Here is a 22,236-nt window from a genome sequence, read left to right as displayed (position 1 = left end):
TCGTGGTTATTTACGATGCTTCTTTTGGTTGCGGTTGTTGTTGTTTTGCGGTTGTTGCTTTTTACGAGGACGGAAAAGCAAATCTTTGGTTTCTGTCAGCCCAAGATCACTTCGTTTAATTGATCCCTTGGATAGAATTTCCAAATCCTCATAAATTTTTTCGTCGTCTACGGCGTCCTTGTTCCAAGCTAAATAGCTTTTTTTCATGTGGTTCGCCAAGAGTTTGATCAACACTTCCTTTTCTTCTCCCGATTCATAATTTTTGGCTTTGTCAACCAATGATTCAAGGATTTTGCCATAGTGTCGTAATTTGATGCGACCAACTGCGTACGGAATCCGTTGAGGTGGTTCGTTGAATGTTTCGCGACGTGGCGGATCGTAAGGATAATCGATATCAAGTTGGAAATCGGACATGATTGCAAGGTGGTCCCAAAGCTTATGCTTAAAGTCGTTGATGTCACGCAGATAAGGGTACATGTTTCCCATAATATCGATGACGGTGCGAGCTGCACGATTTCTTTCTTCCCGATCTTCGATGGTCATAATGTGATCGACCATATTTTGAAGATTGCGCCCATATTCGGGTAGGGGCATTTTCTTACGATTTGAATTGTAATCCATGCAAAAATGTTCAATAATAAAAACTGAGGTCAACTTAAGGTTGAGTCAATCGGGTAATATTCTTTACTGATTATCAGTAGTGAAGGTGATTCTTATCTGCAAATCTAATCGAAATAATCGGTCTGCCAAATCTTTTACACTAAAAACTCACCCTTTAAACCCTTCGTTAGCGGACGATTCGGAGCTTCGCAAATTTCAACAACAACTGCTTTTGTCCGGCATTTTGGAAGAAAACGGTTGCTTTCAAATTCGGGAACGCACCTTCTACCTGTTGTACTTTTCCTTTACCAAAACGCTGATGTTCCACGGTCATTCCGCTTTGGATATCGCGCGGGTCGTCGCCATCAAAGTTTTGATTTTGTTTTTTGGCTTCACGCAGCTGCATCAGCTTTTGGTTCATCGCTTGCGGATTGGCTGCCGTTTGTCGTCCAGGCTGTGTCGGTGCTGCAGGTTGTTCCGGTTGCGGTTTTCTGAAACCGGCGTAACCACCTGCAACAGTCGGTTCCCGTTCGTAGCCAATACCATTGTCCTCCGGTAAATCCAAAAACTTGGGATCAACTTCAGTGATGAAACGACTCGGGTTGCAGAAATCCAGTTTTCCCCAACGGTACCGTTGTTTGGCGAAACTCAGGTAAGCGTTTTCCTCAGCACGCGTAAGTGCCACGTAGAACAAACGACGTTCTTCCTCAAACGACTCAATACTTGGACTGGCACCGCCCATTGGCGCCGAAGGAAACAGGTTTTCTTCAACCCCAACAATAAATACGTTTTTAAACTCCAGACCTTTGGATGAGTGCACCGTCATCAGGGTTACTTTGTCGCGGTCTTCCTCTTTGTCGCTGTCCTGGTCGGTCAAAAGGGCAACGTCCTCCATGTAATTTCCCAGTGCATTTGGCGACCCTTCTTCGCGGGCATTGATGGTAAATTCCTGGATACCATTCAACAATTCCTGGATGTTTTCGAAACGGCTCAGGCCCTCCGGCGTTTGATCACGGTACAGGTCTTTCATGATGCCCGTTTGCGTGGCGATCAATCCGGCCAATTCGTAGGCATCGGCAATCTCGGTTTTCTCTTCAAATTGCTGGATGATGCCGGAGAATTCAACGAGCTTGCTGAGTGTTCCTTTGTTTAGCCCTGCAGGGTTTTCCTGTGGACTTTTTTTGACTACTTCGAAAATTGAAACGCCTTCGGCCAAGGCTGCCTGTTCCAGTTTTGCCAAAGTGGTATCACCGATCCCGCGTGCCGGGTAGTTGATGATTCGTTTCAGTGCTTCGTTGTCCTTTGGGTTGATAACCAGTCGAAAATAAGACAGCAGATCCTTGATTTCTTTGCGTTGGTAGAAGGATAAGCCACCGTATATTTTATAAGGAATGTTTCGTTTTCGCAGGGCTTCTTCAAAGATACGCGACTGCGCGTTGGTCCGGTAAAGAATGGCGTAATCCAGGTAGTTGTAGTGGTGACGCATGCGCGTTTCGCTGATTTCATTGGCAATCAGGTAGCCTTCTTCGTTATCAGTCAAAGCCGAGAAGACCTTGATGCGGTTGCCATGCGGATTATCTGAAAATACATTTTTTGGTATCTGGCGTTTGTTCTTGGCAATCACGCTATTGGCCGCGTTCACAATCGTTTGGGTCGAACGGTAATTTTGTTCGAGTTTGAAGATCTTGTGTTGCGGGTAATCTTTCTGGAAGTTCAGAATGTTTTCAATTCGCGCGCCACGGAACGAATAAATACTTTGTGCATCGTCGCCAACTACACACAAATTCTGGTGCAGTGCCGCCAGGTTTTTCACAATCAGGTACTGCGCAAAGTTGGTATCCTGGTACTCGTCTACCAAAAGGTAATCGAATTTTTGCTGGTACTTTGCCAGAATGTCTTTGTGATCGCGGAAAAGAATGTTTGTCTTCAGCAACAAATCGTCAAAGTCCATAGCGCCGGCCAATCTGCATCGCTTTTCGTATTCCTTGTAAATTTCAGCAATTCGTGGCATGCGGATACTCATATCGTATTCCATAATTTGCCCGTTTTGCTGGTATGCGGGTGGGGTAATCAAGCTGTTTTTTGCTGCCGAAATACGTCCGGCAACCACGTTGGGCTTGTAAACTTTCTCGTCGAGCTGCATGCTCTTCAAAATCGTCTTCAACAAACTTTTCGAATCAGCCGAGTCGTAAATGGTGAAGTTGGACGGAAAGCCAAGCACTTCTGCTTCGGTGCGCAAAATGCGGGCAAAAATAGAGTGAAACGTACCCATCCATAAATTGCGGGCTGTTGAGTGGCCGACAATGGTTGCAATACGTTCTTTCATTTCGCGTGCCGCTTTGTTGGTGAACGTCAGTGATAGAATACTTCCGGGTTTTGCGCCCTGTTGCAACAGGTGGGCAATACGAAAAGTAAGTACTCTGGTTTTTCCGGAGCCGGCTCCGGCGATAACCAATGACGGTCCGTCAATGTTGACAACGGCTGCCCGTTGGGCTTCATTTAATCCATCCAAATAATTCATGCAATCTTTTCAGGTCTTCTATCGAAACCGGCATTAAACAACTTGTCTGTTAAAATTTCGGTTTCCTTTTAAGTTGATATTAAGCGGAGAGTAATTCATCCATCTTTATGTGGTTCAAAAGTAAAACCTATTTCCCGTATTCATTGTTTAGGCTGCCGATAGTTTTCAACAAGAATTTAAAAGAATATTTGTAAGTCGCTTGTTGCCTGTGTTTTTGAGAATGAAAATAAATCTGATGGGATACAAAAGATTCCGGCTTTTTGTGCGTTAATATTGTTAGATTCACGAAATTAAAAACGATTCTCTTGAAAATGAAGCGCTTGTTTTCCTGTTTCCTATGCCTGACGATGTGTTTGTTGGGTGGTACTTTGAGAGCTCAAATAACCGCAAATTCAGATGGTGTTGCAACAACTTCTTACAGCACCGGCCCTCAGGATAATATCTATATTTTTTGCAGTCAGCAAGGTGGCTCAGTAGGAGCCTTGACAGCGGCCTATTCAAGCGGAGATCCTGCCAATTACGAGTGGTTGAAGTATAATTCCGGAACGAATTCGTTCGAGGCTTTTCAGTCTGACAACTCCAATGCGGTCAGTTCTACGATTAATAATTTAGCCGATGGTTGTTATCGGGTGAATGTGGTTTCGGGCGGCAACACGGAAACTTATACGGCCTGGGTTTTCAATAGTTGGTACGAGGTTTCGGCTTCGATTTCCGAGTCAACTTGTGAATATTTCCAGCTAACCGGTGCTTTTACCGAGGCTAGCTCAACTTATAATGATTTGGGAACCGGTGGAACGCTTCAGTTGTATAAAAATGTCCAGGTGAAATGGGAGGCAGGCTCTGACTTGCAAAGTTCGTTGCTGAGTCCGGCAATTTACAATCCGCCGGCCGAAAGTGCAACCTACAAGCTGACGGTGTACGACCAGTTTGGCTGTTCCGGTGAAGCGGATGTTTATTACGAGTCGATTGTGCCGGAAGCGGCTTTTGTGACCGATTATAATTCGACTGCAGCGGAAGCGCCTTTGACTGTTAACTTCACTAACCAGTCGACGAATGCTGACGAGTATGAATGGTTTTTTTACCGGGATTTGTATGAAATGATTGACGAAGCGGAATCGCAGGGATCAGTTTCCGACAGTATCATGGACGTAGCTTTGGATCAAAATCCGGTTTATACCTACCAAAGTACAGGTAAGTATATGGTGAAGCTGGTTGCAACGAAGAATTCGTCATCGGCGGTTTGTCGGGATACGACTTACCTGGATTACTATATCATCGCGGATTCATCGTTTATTGAAGCTCCCAACTTCTTCACGCCTAACAATGATGGTACGAATGAGACTTTCTTAATTAAATACAGCTCCATGAAGAGCATTGATATCAAAATATTCAATCGATGGGGGAAACAAGTCTTTTCCGTTAGTCGAAGCAACCTGGGAACCTTTGATAATGATGGCGCAGATTTAGGTTGGGATGGAAAGATTGGTGGTCGTTATGCGAGTCCCGGGGTTTATTACTATGTCGTAGAAGGGCGAGGGCGAGACGATCGCAAGCGAAAAGCCCAGGGATTTTTTCACTTGTTTCGAGGGAAATAGCCGCTCATTGGGTTAATCGAATTATCTGCTAAAAAAAAAATAAGCCCGGATGGCAAATCCGGGCTTTCTCAACAGTACACTTAAATTATTTGTATGATTAGAAAAGGTGACTTTTAGTCTTCTACTAATTCGGCAGCATAGGTGTTTAGCAATTCTTCCTGTACTTCCTGCGGAACTTTTTCGTATCCGTCAAATTTCATCGAGAAACGGCCTCTCCCTTGTGTCAGTGAGCTCAGGGATGTCGCATATTTGTACATCTCCTTCAGCGGAACTTTTGCTTCAATCTTTTCATAACCTTTTTCGCTGCCCATGCCCATGATTAATGCGCGGCGACCTTGCAGGTCGCTCATGACATCACCCATGCGGTCGCTTGGAACAACAACTTCGAGATTATAGATTGGTTCCAGGATTTTTGGCCCTGCTTCTTTAAAGGCTTGCGAGAAAGCGTTGCGCCCTGCCAGTTTGAACGAGATTTCGTTGCTATCAACCGGGTGCATTTTTCCGTCGTACACATAAACCCGGATGTCGCGGGCGTACGATCCGGTGAGGGGACCTTCTTCCATTTTTTCCATGATACCTTTCAGTATTGCCGGCAGAAAACGTGCGTCAATTGAACCACCGACGATACAGTTGTGGTAGATCAATTTTCCACCCCATGGAAGCGGGTGTTCCTGTGTATCGCGAACAGAAAGCTTTTGATCTTTGCCATTCATTTTGAATGAGGTTTTCGGTTCCGAGCCTTCTTCGTAGGGCTCGATGATCATGTGGACCTCTCCGAACTGGCCGGCGCCACCCGATTGCTTTTTGTGACGATAGTCAGCCTGGGCCGATTTGGTGATGGTTTCGCGATAGGGAATTTTCGGTGCTTTAAATTCGATATCGATTTTGAAAATGTTTTTGTAGTACCAGTACAATGCATTCAGGTGGTACTCGCCCTGGCAATGAATCAGCATTTGTTTCAGTTCTTTCGAGTATTCAACAACGTAGGTTGGGTCTTCGTCGTGAAGCTTGGCGAACATTTCGCCTACCTTTTCTTCATCAGCTTCGTTAACTGCGTAAAGAGCAACTGAGTGTCGTGATGAAGGGAATTCAATTGGTTTGAAATTGTATGCTGCTTCTTTTTCACTTAAGGTATGGTTCACTTTTGTCTCCCTTAGTTTGACGGTTGAACCGATGTCGCCGGCGATCATTTCGCTCACTTTGGTACGGTTTTTACCGGCATTGACGAAGATTTGGGAGATTCTCTCCTTGTTTCCTGATTTCGAGTTGGTCAAATCCTGGCCTTCTTTTACGGTTCCGCTCATTACTTTGAAGAAGGTGATTTCGCCAACATGTTGCTCAATGGTTGTTTTGAAAACAAAGAGTGAAGTTGGATCCGATGGGTCAACTTTGGGGTGTTTGCCGTTCACTTCGGGAACTTCAACTGCTTCAGCAGGCGAAGGTGTGATGTTTGTGATGAATTCCATCAGGCGGCTCACACCGATATCGTGTTTGGCGCCGGCGCAGAATACGGGGAATAGAGAACGTTCAATCATGCCCAATTTGATTCCCTGGCGCATTTCGTCTTCGGTTAATGTCCCTTTTTCGAAATAGAGTTCCATTAGTCCCTCGTCGTTTTCGGCTGCCATTTCTACCAATTCGTTGTGCAGTGCATCAGCCCGTTCTTTTTCATTTTCCGGGATTTCGGTTATTTGGGCCGGTCCGCCATCCAGCGGGAATTTATATTGTTTCATTTTCAACACGTCGATAATTGTGTCGAAACCGGGTCCGGCATTGACCGGGTATTGGATCGGGGTGACTTTGGCGCCGTAGTTGGCTTTTGCCTGTTCCAATGTTTGTTCGTAGTTGGCGTTTTCGTGATCAAGATGATTGAACAGGAAAATCACAGGCTTGTGTGCGTTGTGCGTAATTCGGTAAGCAGATTCAGTTCCTGACTCGATTCCGTGTGGTGTGTTGACAACAACAAGGGCGCTGCCAACCACATGAAGAGCGGAAATTACTGACCCTCGGAAATCGTCCATTCCCGGGGTGTCGATGATGTTGATTTTTTTATTGTTGTATTCGGTATGAAGTACGGTAGAGAAAACGGAGTTGCCATAGTCCTGCTCGATGGGCTGGTAATCCGATACGGTGTTTTTGGCTGTTACTTCGCCCCGGCGGTTAATTACTCCACCCTCAAGCAGCATGGCTTCTGCGAGGGTGGTTTTCCCACTGCCGGCATTGCCAATTAAAGCAATGTTCCGGATTTCGTTTGTCTGATATACTTTCATGTTTGTTGATTTTTATTGGTTAGAAAAAATCGTTTCAAAAGTGGTTTGTTTTGTTCGGATGCTCTCAAATTTAGTAATAATTTCTTAACAAATTGGCGCTTGTCGATCGTTAAAATATGTTATTGAAAAGTCGACCTGGAAATGAGTTTTTGTTGTGTAATTCGATAAGTTTCAGTAAATAGTATGCGGTGTGATTAGGTGTTTCGTGGCGAAGGTGGAATGCCCGTCAATCATAGGGTTTGATTCGTTTAGGAGATTCTTTTCGCGAACTTTTAGGGGCCAGATATGTTCTTCTATTCCTAAAAACCATTTTAATCTGTTTAAGTGATGAGTGAAGAAAAATCAAAGCCGTTGATTGCCTTTTTTGATACGAAACCCTACGATCGTGAAGTTTTTAATCAGCTGAACGAAGATTATGGTTACCGCATTAAATATTTCCAATATCATATTACTCCCGATAACTGTATTTTGGCCAAGGATGCCGATGTTGTGGTGGTGTTTGTGAACGACATTATATCTGCGGAAGTTATTGATCAGCTTTCTGAGTTTGGCGTAAAGTTGGTCGCTTTGCGTTGTTCCGGTTTTAACAATGTGGATTTGAAGCACGCTAAAGGGAAAATGCAAATTGTTCGGGTGCCTGCCTATTCGCCAAATGCAATTGCCGAACATACCGTTGCACTGATGATGACGCTGAACCGGAAGATTCACCGGGCTTATTTCAGAACCCGCGATGCGAACTTTACGCTAAATGGCTTGATGGGCTTTACCATGCAAGGAAAAACTGCTGGGGTAATTGGAACCGGAAAGATCGGGAAAGCATTGGTGAAAATCCTGAAAGGTTTTGATATGGAAGTGTTGGCTTACGATCCCTACCCGGATGAGAAGCTGGCATCAGAGATTGGGTTTACCTACGTTGATCTGGATAGCCTGTTGCAAAAGTCGGATGTTATTTCGCTGAACTGCCCGTTGACTCGGGAAACTAAATGGCTGATCGATAAAGATGCCATCGCTTTGATGAAAAAAGGTGTGATGATTATCAATACCGGTCGTGGTAAGCTGATTCGAACTTCGGATTTGATTGACGGTTTGAAGTCAGGGAAAGTTGCCTCTGCTGGTTTGGACGTTTACGAAGAAGAGAGCGAATATTTCTTCGAGGATTTGTCGGATCGTGTTTTGTTCGACGATACTTTGGCTCGTTTGCTGACCTTCAATAATGTAATTATTACCTCTCATCAAGCCTTTTTTACGCGGGAAGCTTTGATGAATATCGCCGGAGTTACCTTGGATAATATCCGCGATTTCTTTGATGGTAAAAAACTGGTAAACGAGGTGGTTTATTCGAAATAGAACAGCACTTGTTTTTGCGGTTTTTCATGTTGGAATGGATGGAGAGGCTGTTGAGTAGTTTGGGGTAACTACCGACTCTCCAGTATCCATTGCTTTGCTGCTTCCACTGTTGCAAAGGGCTTTGATTCGTAGCCGGAATCTTGTTCTCTGACTAGCATGGGGACAACAATCTCTCTCGGTTTGTCGACGATGATTGCTATCTTTTTGTTTTCGAAGATTTCGGGGTGAGATTTGTAGTATTCAGGAATTGCGGTGAACTCATTCAATCCTATTTGCAAAGATCCTTTTCTGTAGTCGAGGATGAATCCTTTGGTGTTAGCGGGAATAAGTTGTTTTGCGATGGCATCGTCCCAGGAGGAGGTGAGCGATTTCAAACTAACGGGCCCGAAATAATACTTGAAGAGAATGCCTGTCTGTTCGTCGAATTCGTAAGTAAATTTTGTTTCTTTTGCTTTTTCGTCTTTCGTTTCCATTGCTTTGGTCGGGCTGGAGCAAATGCATCCAGATGTAGGTGTTGAATAATTGGTATTACAAATATACCATTTCGATTTGAATTTAAAGGGCTTGAAGTCGGTCGGTTTTTCAAGGTATTAACGGGGATTTGTGGATAAGTTGTTGGGGGTGGTGGTCGAGGGAGCTTTATTTCACCCTATATTTATTGCAATTAACTCTGCGTGTATGTCCCGTTTCCCTCATTTTAAACAACCTGATGCAATGGACTGTGGGCCAACTTGCCTGCGAATGATTGCAAAATTCTACGGGAAAAGCATACCGCTCGATTATCTTCGGGATCAATCACACATTTCACGGGAAGGAGTTTCGTTGCTTGGGATTAGCGACGCGGCTGAGGCGATTGGCATGCGGTCGATGGGAACCAAGGTCACCTTTGAGCAACTGGTGAAAGATGTGCCCAAGCCCTGTGTTGTGCACTGGGATCAGAATCACTTTGTGGTTTTGTACGACGCCGGGAAGGGGAAAATGCACGTGGCCGACCCGGCTTTCGGGTTGGTGAAATATACCGACGCCGAGTTTAAACAACATTGGCTGGCAACCGCCAAGGACGGAGTGAGCAAAGGGATTTGCCTGTTGTTGCAACCAACTCCTGCCTTTTACGAACGCGAAGATGAAAAGAAACCGCAAGGTGGTTTCTCTTTTTTGTTTCGCTACCTGCGTCCGCATCGACGACTGATATCGCAATTGCTCGTAGGGCTGGTGGCAGCAAGTATCATCCAGTTGATATTTCCGTTTTTAACACAGAGTTTGGTTGATGTTGGTATCAATAACCAGGATCTGGATTTCATTTACCTGGTGTTGATTGCCCAAATGGTTCTTTTCATTGGCCAGATGTCGATTGAGTTTATTCGTTCCTGGATCCTGCTACACATTTCAACACGGATTAATATTTCCATCATATCCGATTTCCTCATTAAGTTGATGAAATTGCCAATCGGCTTTTTCGATACCAAAATGATAGGCGACCTGATGCAGCGTATTCAGGATCACCGGCGCATTGAGCGATTTTTGACGACACAAACCCTAGGGGTGTTGTTTTCAGTCATTAGTTTGTCTGTCTTCGCCATTGTTTTGGCAATCTATAGCTGGGTAATTCTGTTAATCTTTTTGATCGGTTCTTTGCTTTATATTTTTTGGGTGTGGCTGTTTATGCGGAAACGCCGGGAACTCGATTACAAACGGTTCTCGCAAATGGCCGACAATCAAAGTATGCTGATTCAGCTGATCAACGGAATGCAGGAAATTAAACTGAATAATTTTGAAAAGCAGAAACGCTGGGAGTGGGAACGAATACAGGCCCGTCTGTTCAGGGTGAATGTGCAAAATCTGTCTGTTGATCAGTATCAGCAGGCGGGATCTGTTTTCGTCAACCAAACCAAAAACATATTAATCACTGTTGTAGCGGCCATGGCTGTGTTAAATGGTGATATGACACTGGGGATGATGTTGGCTGTTCAATTTATTATTGGGCAGATGAACAGTCCACTGAATGAGCTCATTAATTTTATGCACCTTGCGCAGGAGGCTAAAATTAGTTTGGAGCGTTTGGGCGAAATTCATAATAAGAAAGAAGAAGAAGAGAAAGATAAGCCTTTGCTGAATACCATGCCGCTGGATAAAACACTGTATCTCGAAAATGTGGTTTTCCAGTATGAAGGTCCCCACTCGCCCAAGGTGCTTGATCGTATCAATTTGACGATACCTGATAATAAGATCACGGCAATTGTTGGTACCAGCGGTAGCGGTAAAACTACGTTGGTGAAGTTGCTGCTTGGGTTCTATCCTCCGGTTGACGGAAAGATCAGGGTAGGCGAGACCGATCTGCAAAATTTCTCGCAACAGTGGTGGCGTACCAAAGTCGGCGCCGTGATGCAGGATGGATTTATCTTTTCGGATACGATTACCTCCAACATTGCCGTTGGTGTAGAGCGGTTGGATAAACAGCGTTTGCTGTTTGCCGCCAAGATGGCTAACCTGATGGATCTAATCGAGCGATTGCCTCTTGGCTTTAATACAAAAATTGGACAAGATGGTCACGGTTTGAGTCAGGGGCAGAAGCAGCGTATTTTGATCGCCCGTGTAATCTATAAGAATCCCGATTACCTGTTTTTCGATGAGGCGACCAATGCTTTGGACGCTAACAACGAAAAAGTGATCATGGAAAACCTGAACGAGATTTATCAGGGCAAAACGGTAATTGTGGTGGCGCACAGGTTAAGTACGGTGAAAAATGCTGACCAGATTGTTGTGCTTGAGCGCGGTGAAATCATCGAGCTCGGAAATCATGAAGAATTGACCGCCAAACGCGGAGCCTATTATAATTTAGTGAAAAACCAATTGGAACTCGGAAGTTAATTGAATGCCAAGACACGACGGACATAATATTACGCGCAGCGATGAGGTTCAGGAAATCATCGGCAAATCGCCCTCGTGGTTACTACGCAGCGGACAGACAGCTCTGTTGATCTTTCTGTTGTTGCTGGTGCTCGGTAGCTGGTTGTTCCATTATCCGGATATCATTCGGGCCAGAGTTGTTGTGCTTTCCGAGAATCCGCCGGCGCATATTGTCGCCCGTACCACGGGGCGTATCGATCATCTTTTGGTTGATGATAAAGATACGGTAGAGCGGGGTGATGTGATCGCTATTTTGGAGAATGCTGCCAATTACGACGACGTTTTAATGTTGAAAGAAGCGCTCACTGGTGTAGACCGTTTCCTGATTTCATTTGATACGATATATTATAAGGTATTAACTCCGGATTACCGTTTGGGTGACATTCAGTCGGATTATTCTTCGTTCTTGCGCTTGTATAATAATTACATCAGTTTCATTCGCTTAGGATTTTATCCGCAGAAAGTGAAGTCGCTGGAGCAGCAAGTTCGAATGCAGCGTATTTATTACGATCGCTTGTGGAGTCAACGCCAGATCCTGGAGAATGAGTATCATATTGCGATGGAGCAATTTCAGCGCGATTCAGTTTTGTATAAAAAAGAAGTGCTTTCGTTGGTTGATTACAAAGCGTCGGAATCGGCCATGTTGCAAAAGAAGTACAGTTTTAATGAATTGCGCACAAGTTTGGCCGAAACACAGAAAGATATCATTGAGCTGGAGCAGGATGTGATTGGCGCGCAGAAGGAGTATGAAGATCAAAAGCAAAAGCTTCAAACTGAAATTATTGAATCGAACAATATTCTAAAGAGCCGGCTCGACTATTGGTTTAAAGCGTTCGTACTGCAAACGCCAATTGATGGCAAAGTGACGTTTACCAATTATTGGAGCAAGAACCAGCAGGTGAAAACCGACGAAATTGTATTTACGGTTGTGCCTTTCCACGAAAGCCGGATTATTGGCCGGGTTAGTTTGCCGCTGCTTGGTGCCGGTAAAGTAAAACCCGGGCAGCAGGTAAATATTCAGTTTGATAATTTCCCCTACATGGAATATGGTATGGTGAAGGGAGTTGTCAAATCGATCTCACTGGTTCCGTCCAACGATAATTACATTGCCGAAATAGAACTTCCGCAAAACCTGGAAACCAACTATCACATTCCGTTGGTGTTTAGCCAGGAGATGAAGGGAGACGCGGAAATTATTACCGAAGACCTCCGGTTGATCCAGCGTTTCTTTAACCCAATCAAGTCGCTTCTCAGGTCCAAAGTCATGGATTAGCCTGATACCCAATTAAGAATTTTCTAAAAAATATCAAAAAACAGTAGGAAAAGCTATTGTTCTTTGTTGAAAATTAGTACTTTTGCCAACCGTTTTTGGAGGGTTCTATCCAAATGCGAACGAATTTGTGATTGTATTAGTCGAAAAATCAGGGCTTTTACAGTCTTTAAAAGTAGAAACTTAATTATTATAAATTAAATAGTTGTATGCCTACAATTCAGCAGTTAGTTAGAAAGGGAAGACAATCAAATGTAGTAAAGAGTAAATCTCCTGCATTGGATTCTTGCCCGCAGAGAAGGGGCGTATGTGTGCGTGTGTACACTACAACTCCTAAAAAACCGAACTCGGCTATGCGTAAAGTAGCTCGTGTTCGTTTGACAAACGGAAAAGAAGTGAATGCTTACATTCCGGGAGAAGGTCATAACCTTCAAGAACACTCTATCGTTTTGGTACGTGGTGGTCGTGTGAAAGACTTACCAGGGGTACGTTACCACTTAATTCGCGGTGCTTTGGATACGGCCGGTGTTGCCAACCGTACACAACGTCGCTCTAAGTATGGTGCTAAACGTCCTAAAGCAGCGAAATAATTTGATAGAGTAGAGTTTTAGTGGTTTGGTTGAGTAAATGATCCGGGAGAGGCCTGGGGAACTGAAGCTCAATTTTAGTCACAACCAATTCGAATAACACTAAAGAAAAATTGCAATGAGAAAAGCAAAACCAAAGAAGCGGATCACTCTTCCTGATCCAAAATTTAACGACGTTCTTGTAACACGTTTTGTAAATGACTTGATGATCGACGGTAAGAAATCGATCGCTTACGGAATTTTCTACGATGCATTGACTATCGTTGAAAACCGTATGAAAAACGACGAAGTCGCTCCACTTGATGTGTGGAAAAAAGCTTTGGAGAATGTAACTCCGGCTGTCGAAGTAAAAAGCCGCCGTGTAGGTGGTGCAACTTTCCAGGTTCCAATGGAAATCCGTCCGGAACGCAAAGTTTCTATCTCAATTAAAAACTTGATCTTATTTGCACGTAAACGCTCAGGCAAATCAATGGCTGATAAATTGGCTGCTGAAATTCAAGCCGCGTACAACGAAGAAGGTGGTGCTTTCAAGAAGAAAGAAGAAACTCACCGTATGGCCGAAGCAAACCGTGCATTTGCTCACTTCCGTTTTTAATTAAGAGATAGCACAATATATAAAAATAGGTAAACATGGCTAGAGATCTAAAATATGTAAGGAATATCGGTATCATGGCTCACATCGATGCCGGTAAGACAACAACGACTGAGCGGGTTCTGTATTACACAGGTCTGACTCACCGTATTGGTGAAGTACATGATGGTGCTGCTACTATGGACTGGATGGAGCAAGAGCAAGAACGTGGTATTACCATCACTTCTGCTGCTACTACTACGTTCTGGAAGTACCAGGATATTCAACACCAGATCAACATCATCGATACTCCGGGACACGTTGACTTTACTGTTGAGGTAGAGCGTTCATTGCGTGTATTGGACGGTGCTGTAGCTTTGTTCTGTGCTGTTGGTGGTGTAGAAGCTCAGTCAGAAACTGTATGGCGTCAAGCTGAAAAGTACGGTGTACCTCGTATTGGTTTCGTTAATAAAATGGACCGTTCAGGTGCTGACTTTTTCGATGTAGTTTCACAGGTAAAAACTAAATTGGGTGCAAACCCGGTTCCTGTGCAAATTCCAATCGGTGCAGAAGAAAGCTTCCTGGGAGTAATCGACTTGTTGGAAAATAAAGCAATCGTTTATACTGATCAAGGTGATAACGGTTCAACTTTCGAAATTCAAGATATTCCAGCTGATATGGAAGAGCAAGCGGCTGAATACCGCGCTAATTTGATTGAAGAAGTTGCTGTATTGGACGAAGCTTTAATGGAACGTTTCTTCGAAGATCCGGATTCTATTACAGCTGAAGATTTGATCCCGGTTATCCGTAAAGCTACAATCCAAGGTTTGATTGTTCCGATGATGTGTGGTTCAGCATTCAAAAACAAAGGTGTTCAACGTTTGTTGGATGCAGTTTGCGAATTCCTGCCTAGCCCATTGGATAACGGTCAGATTAAAGGTATCGACATCGAGACTGGTAAAGAAGTAATGCGTAACCCGGATGTGAGCGAACCTTTGGCTGGTTTGGCGTTCAAAATCGCAACTGACCCTTATGTAGGTCGTTTGTGCTTCATCCGTGTTTATTCAGGTGTTCTGAACGCAGGTGATTCAGTTTACAACTCACGTACAGGTAAAAAAGAGCGTATTTCACGTTTGTTCCAAATGCACTCTAACAAGCAAAACCCACGTGACCTGATTGAAGCTGGTGACATCTGTGCTGCGGTTGGTTTCAAAGATATCCGTACCGGTGATACATTGTCTGATTTGGATCACCCGGTAGCATTGGAATCAATGGACTTCCCGGAACCGGTAATCGGTATCGCTATTGAGCCAAAAACTCAAAAAGATATGGACAAGTTGGGACTCGGATTGGCTAAATTGGCTGAAGAAGATCCAACTTTCAAAGTAAACACTGACGAAGAAACAGGTCAAACTGTAATTCGTGGTATGGGTGAGCTTCACTTGGAGATCATCATCGACCGTCTGAAACGCGAATTCAAAGTAGAATGTAACCAGGGTAAACCTCAGGTTGCCTACAAAGAAGCCGTTAGCAAGGAAGTTCAGTTACGTGAAGTATACAAAAAACAATCTGGTGGTCGTGGTAAATTCGCCGATATCATCGTTAAGGTTGGTCCTGCAGACGAAGGTAAAGAAGGTTTAACTTTCATCAACTCTGTAACTGGTGGTCGTATTCCTCGCGAATTCATCCCTTCAGTACAAAAAGGTTTCGAATCAGCAATGGTGAACGGTCCGTTGGCTGGCTTTACGCTGGACAGCTTGAAAGTAGAATTGCTGGACGGTTCGTTCCACGCGGTGGACTCTGACCAATTGTCATTCGAAATTTGTGCTCGTCAAGCATTCAAATCAGCTGCATCGCAAGCTGGACCAAAATTGCTTGAGCCAATGATGAAAGCAGAGATCGTAACTCCTGAAGAATACATGGGTGATATCATCGGTGACTTGAACCGCCGTCGTGGTAACGTTTCAGGTATGGAAGAGAAATCAGGTGCGCGTTTAATTAAAGCAACTGTGCCTCTGTCAGAAATCTTCGGTTACGTGACTACATTGCGTACACTGTCTTCAGGTCGCGCAACATCGTCTATGACTTTCTCTCACTACGAAGAAGTGCCACGTCAGTTGGCTGTTGCCGTATTGGAGGAATTGAAAGGTAAAGCAGAATTATTATAAAATAATTTTTTATTCATCTCATTATGAGTCAAAAGATCAGAATTAAGCTGAAATCGTATGATCACAACTTGGTTGACAAGTCGGCTGAAAAGATCGTTAAGACTGTAAAAACTACTGGTGCTGTAGTGAGCGGACCTATTCCGCTCCCTACACACAAACGTGTTTTCACAGTGTTGCGTTCAACTTTCGTGAACAAAAAATCACGTGAGCAATTCCAGTTGTCTTCTTACAAACGTTTGATTGACATTTACAGCTCTACAGCAAAAACCATCGACGCCCTGATGAAATTAGAATTACCTAGTGGCGTTGAAGTAGAAATTAAAGTTTGATAACCTGTAAAAAAGAAAAAAATGACAGGATTAATCGGTAAAAAAATCGGAATGACTTCCGTATTCAGTGTTGAGGGAAAAAATATTCCATGCACTGTGATTGAAGCCGGTCCTTGTGTTGTTACACAAGTGAAAACGGTAGAAACCGATGGTTACGAAGCGGTACAAGTTGGCTTCGGAAGTAAAAAAGAAAAGAACACCAGCAAAGCTGAGTTCGGTCACTTCCAAAAAGCAAACACAGAACCAAAACGTGACGTAGTCGAGTTTCGTGATTTTGACGGCGAGTATAAGCTCGGCGATACCATTACTGTTGATGTAATTAACGCAGAGAGCTGGGTTGACATCACAGGTGTTACCAAAGGTAAAGGTTTCCAAGGTGTTGTTAAACGTCACAATTTCGGTGGTGTGGGTCAGTCTACTCACGGTCAGCACAACCGTCTGCGTGCTCCAGGTTCTATCGGTGCATCTTCTTACCCATCTCGCGTATTCAAAGGTATGCGTATGGCTGGTCGCACTGGTGGTAACAACAAAACAGTTCAAAACCTGAAAGTATTGAAAGTAATCCCTGAATCAAACCTGTTGATCGTAAAAGGTTCAATTCCGGGAGCAAAAGGTTCAACCGTAATTATTTATCAGTAATGGAAGTACAAGTATTAAATACAGCCGGAAAAGAAACCGGAAGATCAGTTGTATTGAGCGACCAGATCTTCGGTGTTGAGCCCAACGACCATGCCATTTACTTGGATGTAAAACAATTTTTGGCAGCACAACGTCAAGGGACTCACAAAGCAAAAGAGCGCGGTGAGATTGCCGGAAGTACCAAGAAAATTAAAAAACAAAAAGGTACAGGTGGTGCCCGTGCAGGTAGCATCAAATCTCCGTTGTTCCGTGGTGGTGGTCGTGTATTCGGTCCTCGTCCTCGCAACTACGACTTCAAATTGAATAAGAAAGTTAAAGCATTGGCACGTAAATCAGCATTGACTTACAAAGCTCAAGGCAGCAATATTCTGATTCTGGAAGATTTTGTACTGGAAGCTCCGAAAACAAAGGAAATTGTTTCAATCAGCAACAATCTGAAAATTAACGATAAAAAGTTGATTTTCGTTTTACCAGAACAAAATAAAAACATATATTTGTCCTCCAGAAATTTAGAGGGTGTTTCTGTTGTAACTGCTTCTGAATTAACTACTTATCAAATCATGAACGCTGGCAAAGTTGTTTTGTTGGAAAGTTCACTTGGTAAGATTGAGGAACAATTTAAGATTTAAGGGGGATAAAAAATGAATATTTTAATTAAACCCATCGTGACGGAAAAGATGACGGCACAAGGCGAAAGCCTGAACCGTTATGGTTTTATCGTCAAAAAAGATGCTAACAAGCTAGAAATTAAAAAAGCGGTTGAAGCTCTTTATAATGTTAATGTAGCTGCGGTTAATACCATGGTTTATGGCGGTAAAAACAAAAGCCGTTATACAAAAGGTGGTGTTATCAGCGGTCGCACAGCTGCGTTTAAAAAAGCAGTTGTAACATTGGTTGAAGGAGATGCAATTGACTTTTATAGTAATATATAATAAATAGAAATGGCAGTAAGAAAATTAAAACCAGTTACTCCGGGTCAACGGCACAAAATTATTGGTGCCTTTGATACGATTACTGCATCAACGCCTGAAAAATCATTGTTGAAGCCCGTTCAAAAGTCCGGCGGTCGTAACAACCAAGGACGTATGACAATGAGGTATATAGGTGGTGGGCACAAGAAGAGATACCGTGTGATCGATTTCAAACGCGAAAAAGACGGTATCCCTGCACGTGTAGATTCAATTCAATATGACCCGAACCGTTCGGCTCGTATTGCATTGTTGGTTTATGCCGATGGTGAAAAACGTTACATGCTTGCTCCAAATGGTTTGGTAGCAGGTCAAACAGTTTTAAGCGGTTCTGGTATCGCTCCTGAAATCGGTAATGCCCTTCCACTAGCTGAAATTCCTCTGGGTACGTTGGTTCACAACATTGAACTTCACCCTGGACAAGGTGGCGTGATGGCACGTAGTGCAGGTACTTATGCACAATTGACCTCTCGTGAAGGAAAATACGCTATCGTAAAATTACCTTCCGGCGAAGCTCGAATGGTACTTGTTTCTTGCAAGGCTACTGTTGGTACTGTTGGTAACACTGAACACAACTTGGAACGCTCTGGTAAAGCTGGTCGTTCTCGTTGGTTAGGACGTCGTCCTCGCGTTCGTGGTGTGGTTATGAACCCTGTTGATCACCCGATGGGTGGTGGTGAAGGCCGTTCTTCAGGTGGACACCCACGTTCTCGCAAAGGCTTGTTGGCAAAAGGTTACAAAACCCGTGCGCCGAAAAAAGCTTCCAGTAAGTATATCGTAGAAAAACGCAAGAAATAATAAAAGGAGAAGAATATGAGTCGTTCATTAAAAAAAGGCCCTTTCATTGCGTATAAACTTGAAAAGAAAGTTTTAGCTCAGAATGAAGCAGGTAAGAAGTCTGTAATCAAGACTTGGGCCAGAGCATCAGTAATCTCTCCTGACTTTGTAGGACACACCATCGCAGTACACAACGGAAATAAATTCATTCCGGTTTATGTAACTGAGAACATGGTTGGCCATAAATTAGGCGAATTTGCACCTACAAGATCATTCAGGGGACACGGCGGAAACAAAAGGTAATTCCTGAGTTTCTTAATAACTATTAAAAGAAATCACGATGGGTGCTAGAAAAAGAAATAAAGCAAACGAACTTAAAGAGGCTAAAAAGACGCAATACGTTGCAGTATTGAAAGATTGCCCTACTTCACCTCGCAAAATGCGCCTTGTTGCAGACATGGTGCGTGGCGTTGAAGTAAACCGCGCTCTTGATTTACTCAAGTTTTCGTCAAAAGAAGCTTCCAGAAAAGTTGAAAAACTGTTGATGTCAGCCATTGCAAACTGGCAGGCAAAAAACGAAGGAACTCGTTTGGAGGAAAGTAATTTGTATGTGAAAACTATCGCTGTTGATGGTGGACGCCAATTGAAGCGTCTTCGTCCGGCTCCACAAGGCCGCGCACACCGCATTCGCAAGCGTTCGAACCACGTAACACTTTGCCTCGATAGTAAAAACATTGAAAACGAAAACGCATAATTAGTAATACATGGGACAAAAAGTTAATCCAATCGCAAATCGCTTAGGAATTATCCGTGGATGGGATTCCAACTGGTTCGGTGGAAACGATTATGGTGATAAGCTGGTTGAAGATACCAAGATCCGTGAATACTTGAATGCCCGTTTGGCAAAAGCAAGTATCTCAAAGATCATTATCGAGCGTACCCTGAAGCTGATTACCATTACTGTTCACACCTCTCGCCCAGGTATTATTATTGGCAAAGGTGGTCAGGAAGTTGACAAGCTGAAGGAAGAGTTGAAAAAGATCACCAGCAAAGAAGTTCAGATCAATATCTTCGAGATTAAACGTCCTGAACTCGATGCCCGTATCGTTGCCAACAATATCGCACGTCAAGTTGAAGGTAAGATCGCTTATCGTCGTGCTGTGAAAATGGCTATCGCCTCTACTATGAGAATGGGAGCACAAGGAATCAAAGTAATGGTTTCTGGTCGTTTGAACGGTGCTGAAATGGCACGCTCCGAAATGTACAAAGACGGTCGTACTCCGCTGCACACATTGCGTGCCGACATCGACTACGCTTTGGCAGAAGCTTTGACTAAAACAGGTTTGTTGGGTGTTAAAGTTTGGATTTGTAAAGGCGAAGTTTACGGAAAACGCGACTTGTCTCCAAACGTTGGACAAAAATCCAATGCACCGGGTGGTAACCCACGCGGAAACAGAGGCGGCGGTTTCAAAAAGAAAAGAAAATAATTCGAAAACCTTTTAATTAAAAAAGGATGTTACAGCCGAAAAGAACAAAATTTAGAAGAGTCCAAAAAGGCCGGATGAAAGGTAACGCTCAACGCGGAAACCAATTGGCATTCGGTTCTTTCGGAATAAAAACGTTGGATGAACACTGGATTACCGGTCGCCAAATTGAAGCGGCGAGGGTTGCGGTAACCCGTCACATGCAACGTCAGGGTCAAATTTGGATCCGCATTTTCCCCGATAAACCTATTACCAAGAAGCCTGCGGAAGTACGTATGGGTAAAGGTAAAGGTGCTCCTGAAGCATTTGTTGCACCGGTAAGCCCGGGCCGTATCTTGATTGAGGCCGATGGCGTTCCATTCGAAATGGCAAAAGAAGCCCTTCGTTTGGCAGCTCAGAAGTTACCTGTGAGAACAAAGTTTGTTGTTAGACGTGATTATGTTGAAACTGAAAAAGAAGACTAATTATGAAGACTTCAGAAATTAAAGAATTAACAGACAAGGAAATCCTGGAAAGAATCCAGCTTGAAACTGAGACCTTGGTACGTCTGAACATGAACCATGCTGTATCTCCTCTGGATAACCCAATGAAAATTAAAGTTGCCCGGAGAAATGTTGCACGCCTGAAGACGGTATTGCGTCAACGGGAATTAAATCAAAATTAATTTGTGTAATTAATGGAAACAAGAAATCTGAGAAAAGAGCGTATCGGGGTAGTTGTTAGCGACAAGATGGAGAAAACCGTTGTCGTTGCCGTAAAGACGAAAGAAAAACATCCGATCTACGGTAAATTCGTTAACAAAACGACCAAATTCTACGCTCATGATGAAAAAGGAGATAGCCACGTTGGCGACACTGTGAAAATCATGGAAACTCGTCCATTGAGCAAAAGCAAACGTTGGAGATTAGTTGAAATTTTAGAAAGAGCTAAGTAATCATGATACAACAGGAATCAAGATGTTCAGTAGCCGATAACAGCGGTGCCAAAGAGGTGCTTTGTATTCGCGTATTGGGCGGTACAAGAAAGCGCTATGCATCGTTGGGCGATGTTGTGGTAGTTACTGTAAAAAGTGCTATCCCAAGTAGTGATATGAAAAAAGGAACTGTGTCGAAAGCGATCGTTGTTCGTACGAAAAAAGAAGTTCGTCGTCAAGACGGTTCTTACATTCGTTTCGATGATAACGCTGTTGTGTTGTTGAACAACGCTGGCGAAATGCGCGGTACCCGTATTTTCGGACCTGTTGCAAGAGAGATTCGTGAAGCAAACATGAAGATCATCTCACTTGCGCCAGAAGTACTTTAATGCATAAAAGAAAAGAAATGCAGAAGAAATTACATATCAAAAAAGGAGACACAGTTGTCGTTACTGCCGGTAACAGCAAAGGCCGTCAAGGAAAAGTCCTGGAAGTAATCCGCGACAAAGACAGAGCAATTGTGGAGGGCGTTAATATGGTTAAAAAACATACCAAACCGAATGCGGAAAACCCACAAGGTGGTATTGTTGAAAAGGAAGCGCCAATCCACATTTCTAACCTGATGTTGGTTGATCCTAAATCTGGATCTCGCACTCGCATCGGTCGGAAACTCGGCGACAACGGTAAATTAGTTCGTTATTCAAAAAAATCTGGAGAGGAGATTAAGTAATGGCTTATACACCAACACTTAAGAAGAAATATTCGGAAGAAGTTGTACCAGCTTTGAAGCAAGAGTTTGGATACAAATCTGTTATGCAGGTTCCGAAGTTGCAAAAGATCGTCCTGAACCAAGGGGTTGGAGCTGCAATTGCCGACAAAAAAATCATTGAAGTTGCTACTGAAGAAATGACAATGATCGCTGGTCAAAAAGCAGTTCAAACCAAGTCAAAAAAGGACATCTCAAACTTCAAACTGCGTAAAAAAATGCCAATCGGGGTTCGTGTGACACTCCGTAAAGAGCGCATGTATGAATTCCTGGATCGTCTTGTAAACGTATCTTTGCCACGTACTCGTGACTTCAAAGGTATCGAGAGCAAAATGGACGGACAAGGTAACTACACCTTGGGTATCCCGGAACAAATCATTTTTCCTGAGATCAACATTGATAAGGTTAACCGTATCAACGGTATGAACATTACTTTCGTTACTTCTGCAGAAACAGATGAAGAAGGCTTCGCCTTATTGAAAGCATTAGGTTTACCTTTTAAAAACGTAAAAAAGAACTAAGCA

The 22,236-nt window shown here is 43.5% G+C and carries 25 protein-coding genes; 21 read left to right on the top strand and 4 right to left on the bottom strand.

Going from position 1 to position 22,236, the window contains the following annotated elements; all coding sequences use genetic code 11:
• Positions 1-6: 6 nt before the first annotated feature.
• A complete protein-coding gene (locus BC643_RS07735) occupies positions 7-621 on the bottom strand; it encodes a DUF4290 domain-containing protein (protein WP_120272543.1) in 615 nt (204 codons plus the stop codon).
• Positions 622-787: 166 nt separating this feature from the next.
• Positions 788-3,121, bottom strand: coding sequence for an ATP-dependent helicase (locus tag BC643_RS07730; RefSeq protein ID WP_120272542.1), 2,334 nt, complete (start codon positions 3,119-3,121; stop codon positions 788-790).
• A gap of 311 nt (positions 3,122-3,432) precedes the next feature.
• Here BC643_RS07730 and BC643_RS07725 point away from each other — a divergent pair, with 311 nt between their 5' ends.
• Positions 3,433-4,716: a T9SS type B sorting domain-containing protein gene (locus tag BC643_RS07725; protein WP_120272541.1), complete on the top strand. Its 1,284-nt coding sequence runs from the start codon at positions 3,433-3,435 to the stop codon at positions 4,714-4,716.
• Positions 4,717-4,829: 113 nt separating this feature from the next.
• On the opposite strand, the gene BC643_RS07720 is transcribed toward BC643_RS07725, so the two are convergent.
• Positions 4,830-6,986, bottom strand: coding sequence for an elongation factor G (locus tag BC643_RS07720; protein ID WP_120272540.1), 2,157 nt, complete (start codon positions 6,984-6,986; stop codon positions 4,830-4,832).
• A 327-nt stretch (positions 6,987-7,313) separates the two neighbouring features.
• On the opposite strand from BC643_RS07720, the gene BC643_RS07715 reads away from it, so the two are divergent.
• Positions 7,314-8,333, top strand: coding sequence for a 2-hydroxyacid dehydrogenase (locus BC643_RS07715; RefSeq protein ID WP_120272539.1), 1,020 nt, complete (start codon positions 7,314-7,316; stop codon positions 8,331-8,333).
• 68 nt (positions 8,334-8,401) lie between these two features.
• Here BC643_RS07715 and BC643_RS07710 read toward each other — a convergent pair whose 3' ends face one another.
• A complete protein-coding gene (locus BC643_RS07710) occupies positions 8,402-8,806 on the bottom strand; it encodes a hypothetical protein (protein WP_120272538.1) in 405 nt (134 codons plus the stop codon).
• 205 nt (positions 8,807-9,011) lie between these two features.
• On the opposite strand from BC643_RS07710, the gene BC643_RS07705 reads away from it, so the two are divergent.
• The 19 genes from BC643_RS07705 (at position 9,012) to rplE (ending at position 22,233) form a co-directional block, all read left to right on the top strand.
• A complete protein-coding gene (locus BC643_RS07705) occupies positions 9,012-11,201 on the top strand; it encodes a peptidase domain-containing ABC transporter (protein ID WP_120272537.1) in 2,190 nt (729 codons plus the stop codon).
• A 4-nt stretch (positions 11,202-11,205) separates the two neighbouring features.
• Positions 11,206-12,513: an HlyD family secretion protein gene (locus tag BC643_RS07700; RefSeq protein WP_120272536.1), complete on the top strand. Its 1,308-nt coding sequence runs from the start codon at positions 11,206-11,208 to the stop codon at positions 12,511-12,513.
• 206 nt (positions 12,514-12,719) lie between these two features.
• On the top strand, positions 12,720-13,100 hold the full coding sequence (gene rpsL / locus BC643_RS07695; RefSeq protein WP_120272535.1) for a 30S ribosomal protein S12: 381 nt from the start codon (positions 12,720-12,722) through the stop codon (positions 13,098-13,100).
• Positions 13,101-13,215: 115 nt separating this feature from the next.
• Entirely contained in the window at positions 13,216-13,692 is a 477-nt protein-coding gene (gene rpsG, locus BC643_RS07690) for a 30S ribosomal protein S7 (RefSeq protein WP_120272534.1), read from the top strand.
• A gap of 35 nt (positions 13,693-13,727) precedes the next feature.
• Complete coding sequence (gene fusA, locus BC643_RS07685; RefSeq protein ID WP_120272533.1) at positions 13,728-15,836, top strand: elongation factor G; 2,109 nt, start codon at positions 13,728-13,730, stop codon at positions 15,834-15,836.
• A 23-nt stretch (positions 15,837-15,859) separates the two neighbouring features.
• Entirely contained in the window at positions 15,860-16,165 is a 306-nt protein-coding gene (gene rpsJ, locus BC643_RS07680) for a 30S ribosomal protein S10 (RefSeq protein WP_027472457.1), read from the top strand.
• Positions 16,166-16,186: 21 nt separating this feature from the next.
• Positions 16,187-16,804: a 50S ribosomal protein L3 gene (gene rplC / locus BC643_RS07675; RefSeq protein ID WP_120272532.1), complete on the top strand. Its 618-nt coding sequence runs from the start codon at positions 16,187-16,189 to the stop codon at positions 16,802-16,804.
• Positions 16,804-17,433 (top strand): 50S ribosomal protein L4, encoded by a 630-nt coding sequence (gene rplD / locus BC643_RS07670; RefSeq protein WP_120272531.1) that lies wholly within the window; start codon positions 16,804-16,806, stop codon positions 17,431-17,433. Before rplC ends, rplD begins: the two co-directional genes overlap by 1 nt.
• A gap of 12 nt (positions 17,434-17,445) precedes the next feature.
• Positions 17,446-17,736, top strand: a complete 291-nt coding sequence (gene rplW / locus BC643_RS07665; RefSeq protein WP_120272530.1) for a 50S ribosomal protein L23 — start codon at positions 17,446-17,448, stop codon at positions 17,734-17,736.
• Positions 17,737-17,745: 9 nt separating this feature from the next.
• Complete coding sequence (gene rplB, locus BC643_RS07660) at positions 17,746-18,570, top strand: 50S ribosomal protein L2 (RefSeq protein ID WP_120272529.1); 825 nt, start codon at positions 17,746-17,748, stop codon at positions 18,568-18,570.
• Between the two features lie 15 nt (positions 18,571-18,585).
• On the top strand, positions 18,586-18,852 hold the full coding sequence (rpsS, locus tag BC643_RS07655) for a 30S ribosomal protein S19 (RefSeq protein WP_120272528.1): 267 nt from the start codon (positions 18,586-18,588) through the stop codon (positions 18,850-18,852).
• Between the two features lie 37 nt (positions 18,853-18,889).
• A complete protein-coding gene (gene rplV / locus BC643_RS07650) occupies positions 18,890-19,303 on the top strand; it encodes a 50S ribosomal protein L22 (protein ID WP_120272527.1) in 414 nt (137 codons plus the stop codon).
• A 10-nt stretch (positions 19,304-19,313) separates the two neighbouring features.
• A complete protein-coding gene (gene rpsC / locus BC643_RS07645; RefSeq protein ID WP_120272526.1) occupies positions 19,314-20,036 on the top strand; it encodes a 30S ribosomal protein S3 in 723 nt (240 codons plus the stop codon).
• Between the two features lie 26 nt (positions 20,037-20,062).
• Positions 20,063-20,497, top strand: a complete 435-nt coding sequence (rplP, locus tag BC643_RS07640; protein ID WP_120272525.1) for a 50S ribosomal protein L16 — start codon at positions 20,063-20,065, stop codon at positions 20,495-20,497.
• A 2-nt stretch (positions 20,498-20,499) separates the two neighbouring features.
• A complete protein-coding gene (rpmC, locus tag BC643_RS07635; RefSeq protein ID WP_120272524.1) occupies positions 20,500-20,697 on the top strand; it encodes a 50S ribosomal protein L29 in 198 nt (65 codons plus the stop codon).
• A gap of 12 nt (positions 20,698-20,709) precedes the next feature.
• Positions 20,710-20,967, top strand: coding sequence for a 30S ribosomal protein S17 (rpsQ, locus tag BC643_RS07630; protein WP_120272523.1), 258 nt, complete (start codon positions 20,710-20,712; stop codon positions 20,965-20,967).
• A 2-nt stretch (positions 20,968-20,969) separates the two neighbouring features.
• Entirely contained in the window at positions 20,970-21,335 is a 366-nt protein-coding gene (gene rplN, locus BC643_RS07625) for a 50S ribosomal protein L14 (RefSeq protein ID WP_120272522.1), read from the top strand.
• Positions 21,336-21,352: 17 nt separating this feature from the next.
• The gene (rplX, locus tag BC643_RS07620; protein ID WP_120274197.1) at positions 21,353-21,676 is read left to right on the top strand and encodes a 50S ribosomal protein L24; all 324 of its coding nucleotides are present in this window, start codon (positions 21,353-21,355) and stop codon (positions 21,674-21,676) included.
• Positions 21,676-22,233, top strand: a complete 558-nt coding sequence (rplE, locus tag BC643_RS07615) for a 50S ribosomal protein L5 (protein WP_120272521.1) — start codon at positions 21,676-21,678, stop codon at positions 22,231-22,233. The genes rplX and rplE overlap by 1 nt, the downstream gene beginning before the upstream one ends.
• Positions 22,234-22,236 lie beyond the last annotated feature (3 nt).

Source organism: Mangrovibacterium diazotrophicum (genome assembly GCF_003610535.1).
Classification (GTDB): Bacteria; Bacteroidota; Bacteroidia; order Bacteroidales; family Prolixibacteraceae; genus Mangrovibacterium; species Mangrovibacterium diazotrophicum.
Note: the sequence above shows the minus strand (reverse complement) of the source record. Positions and strands in the feature narration are given on the sequence as shown.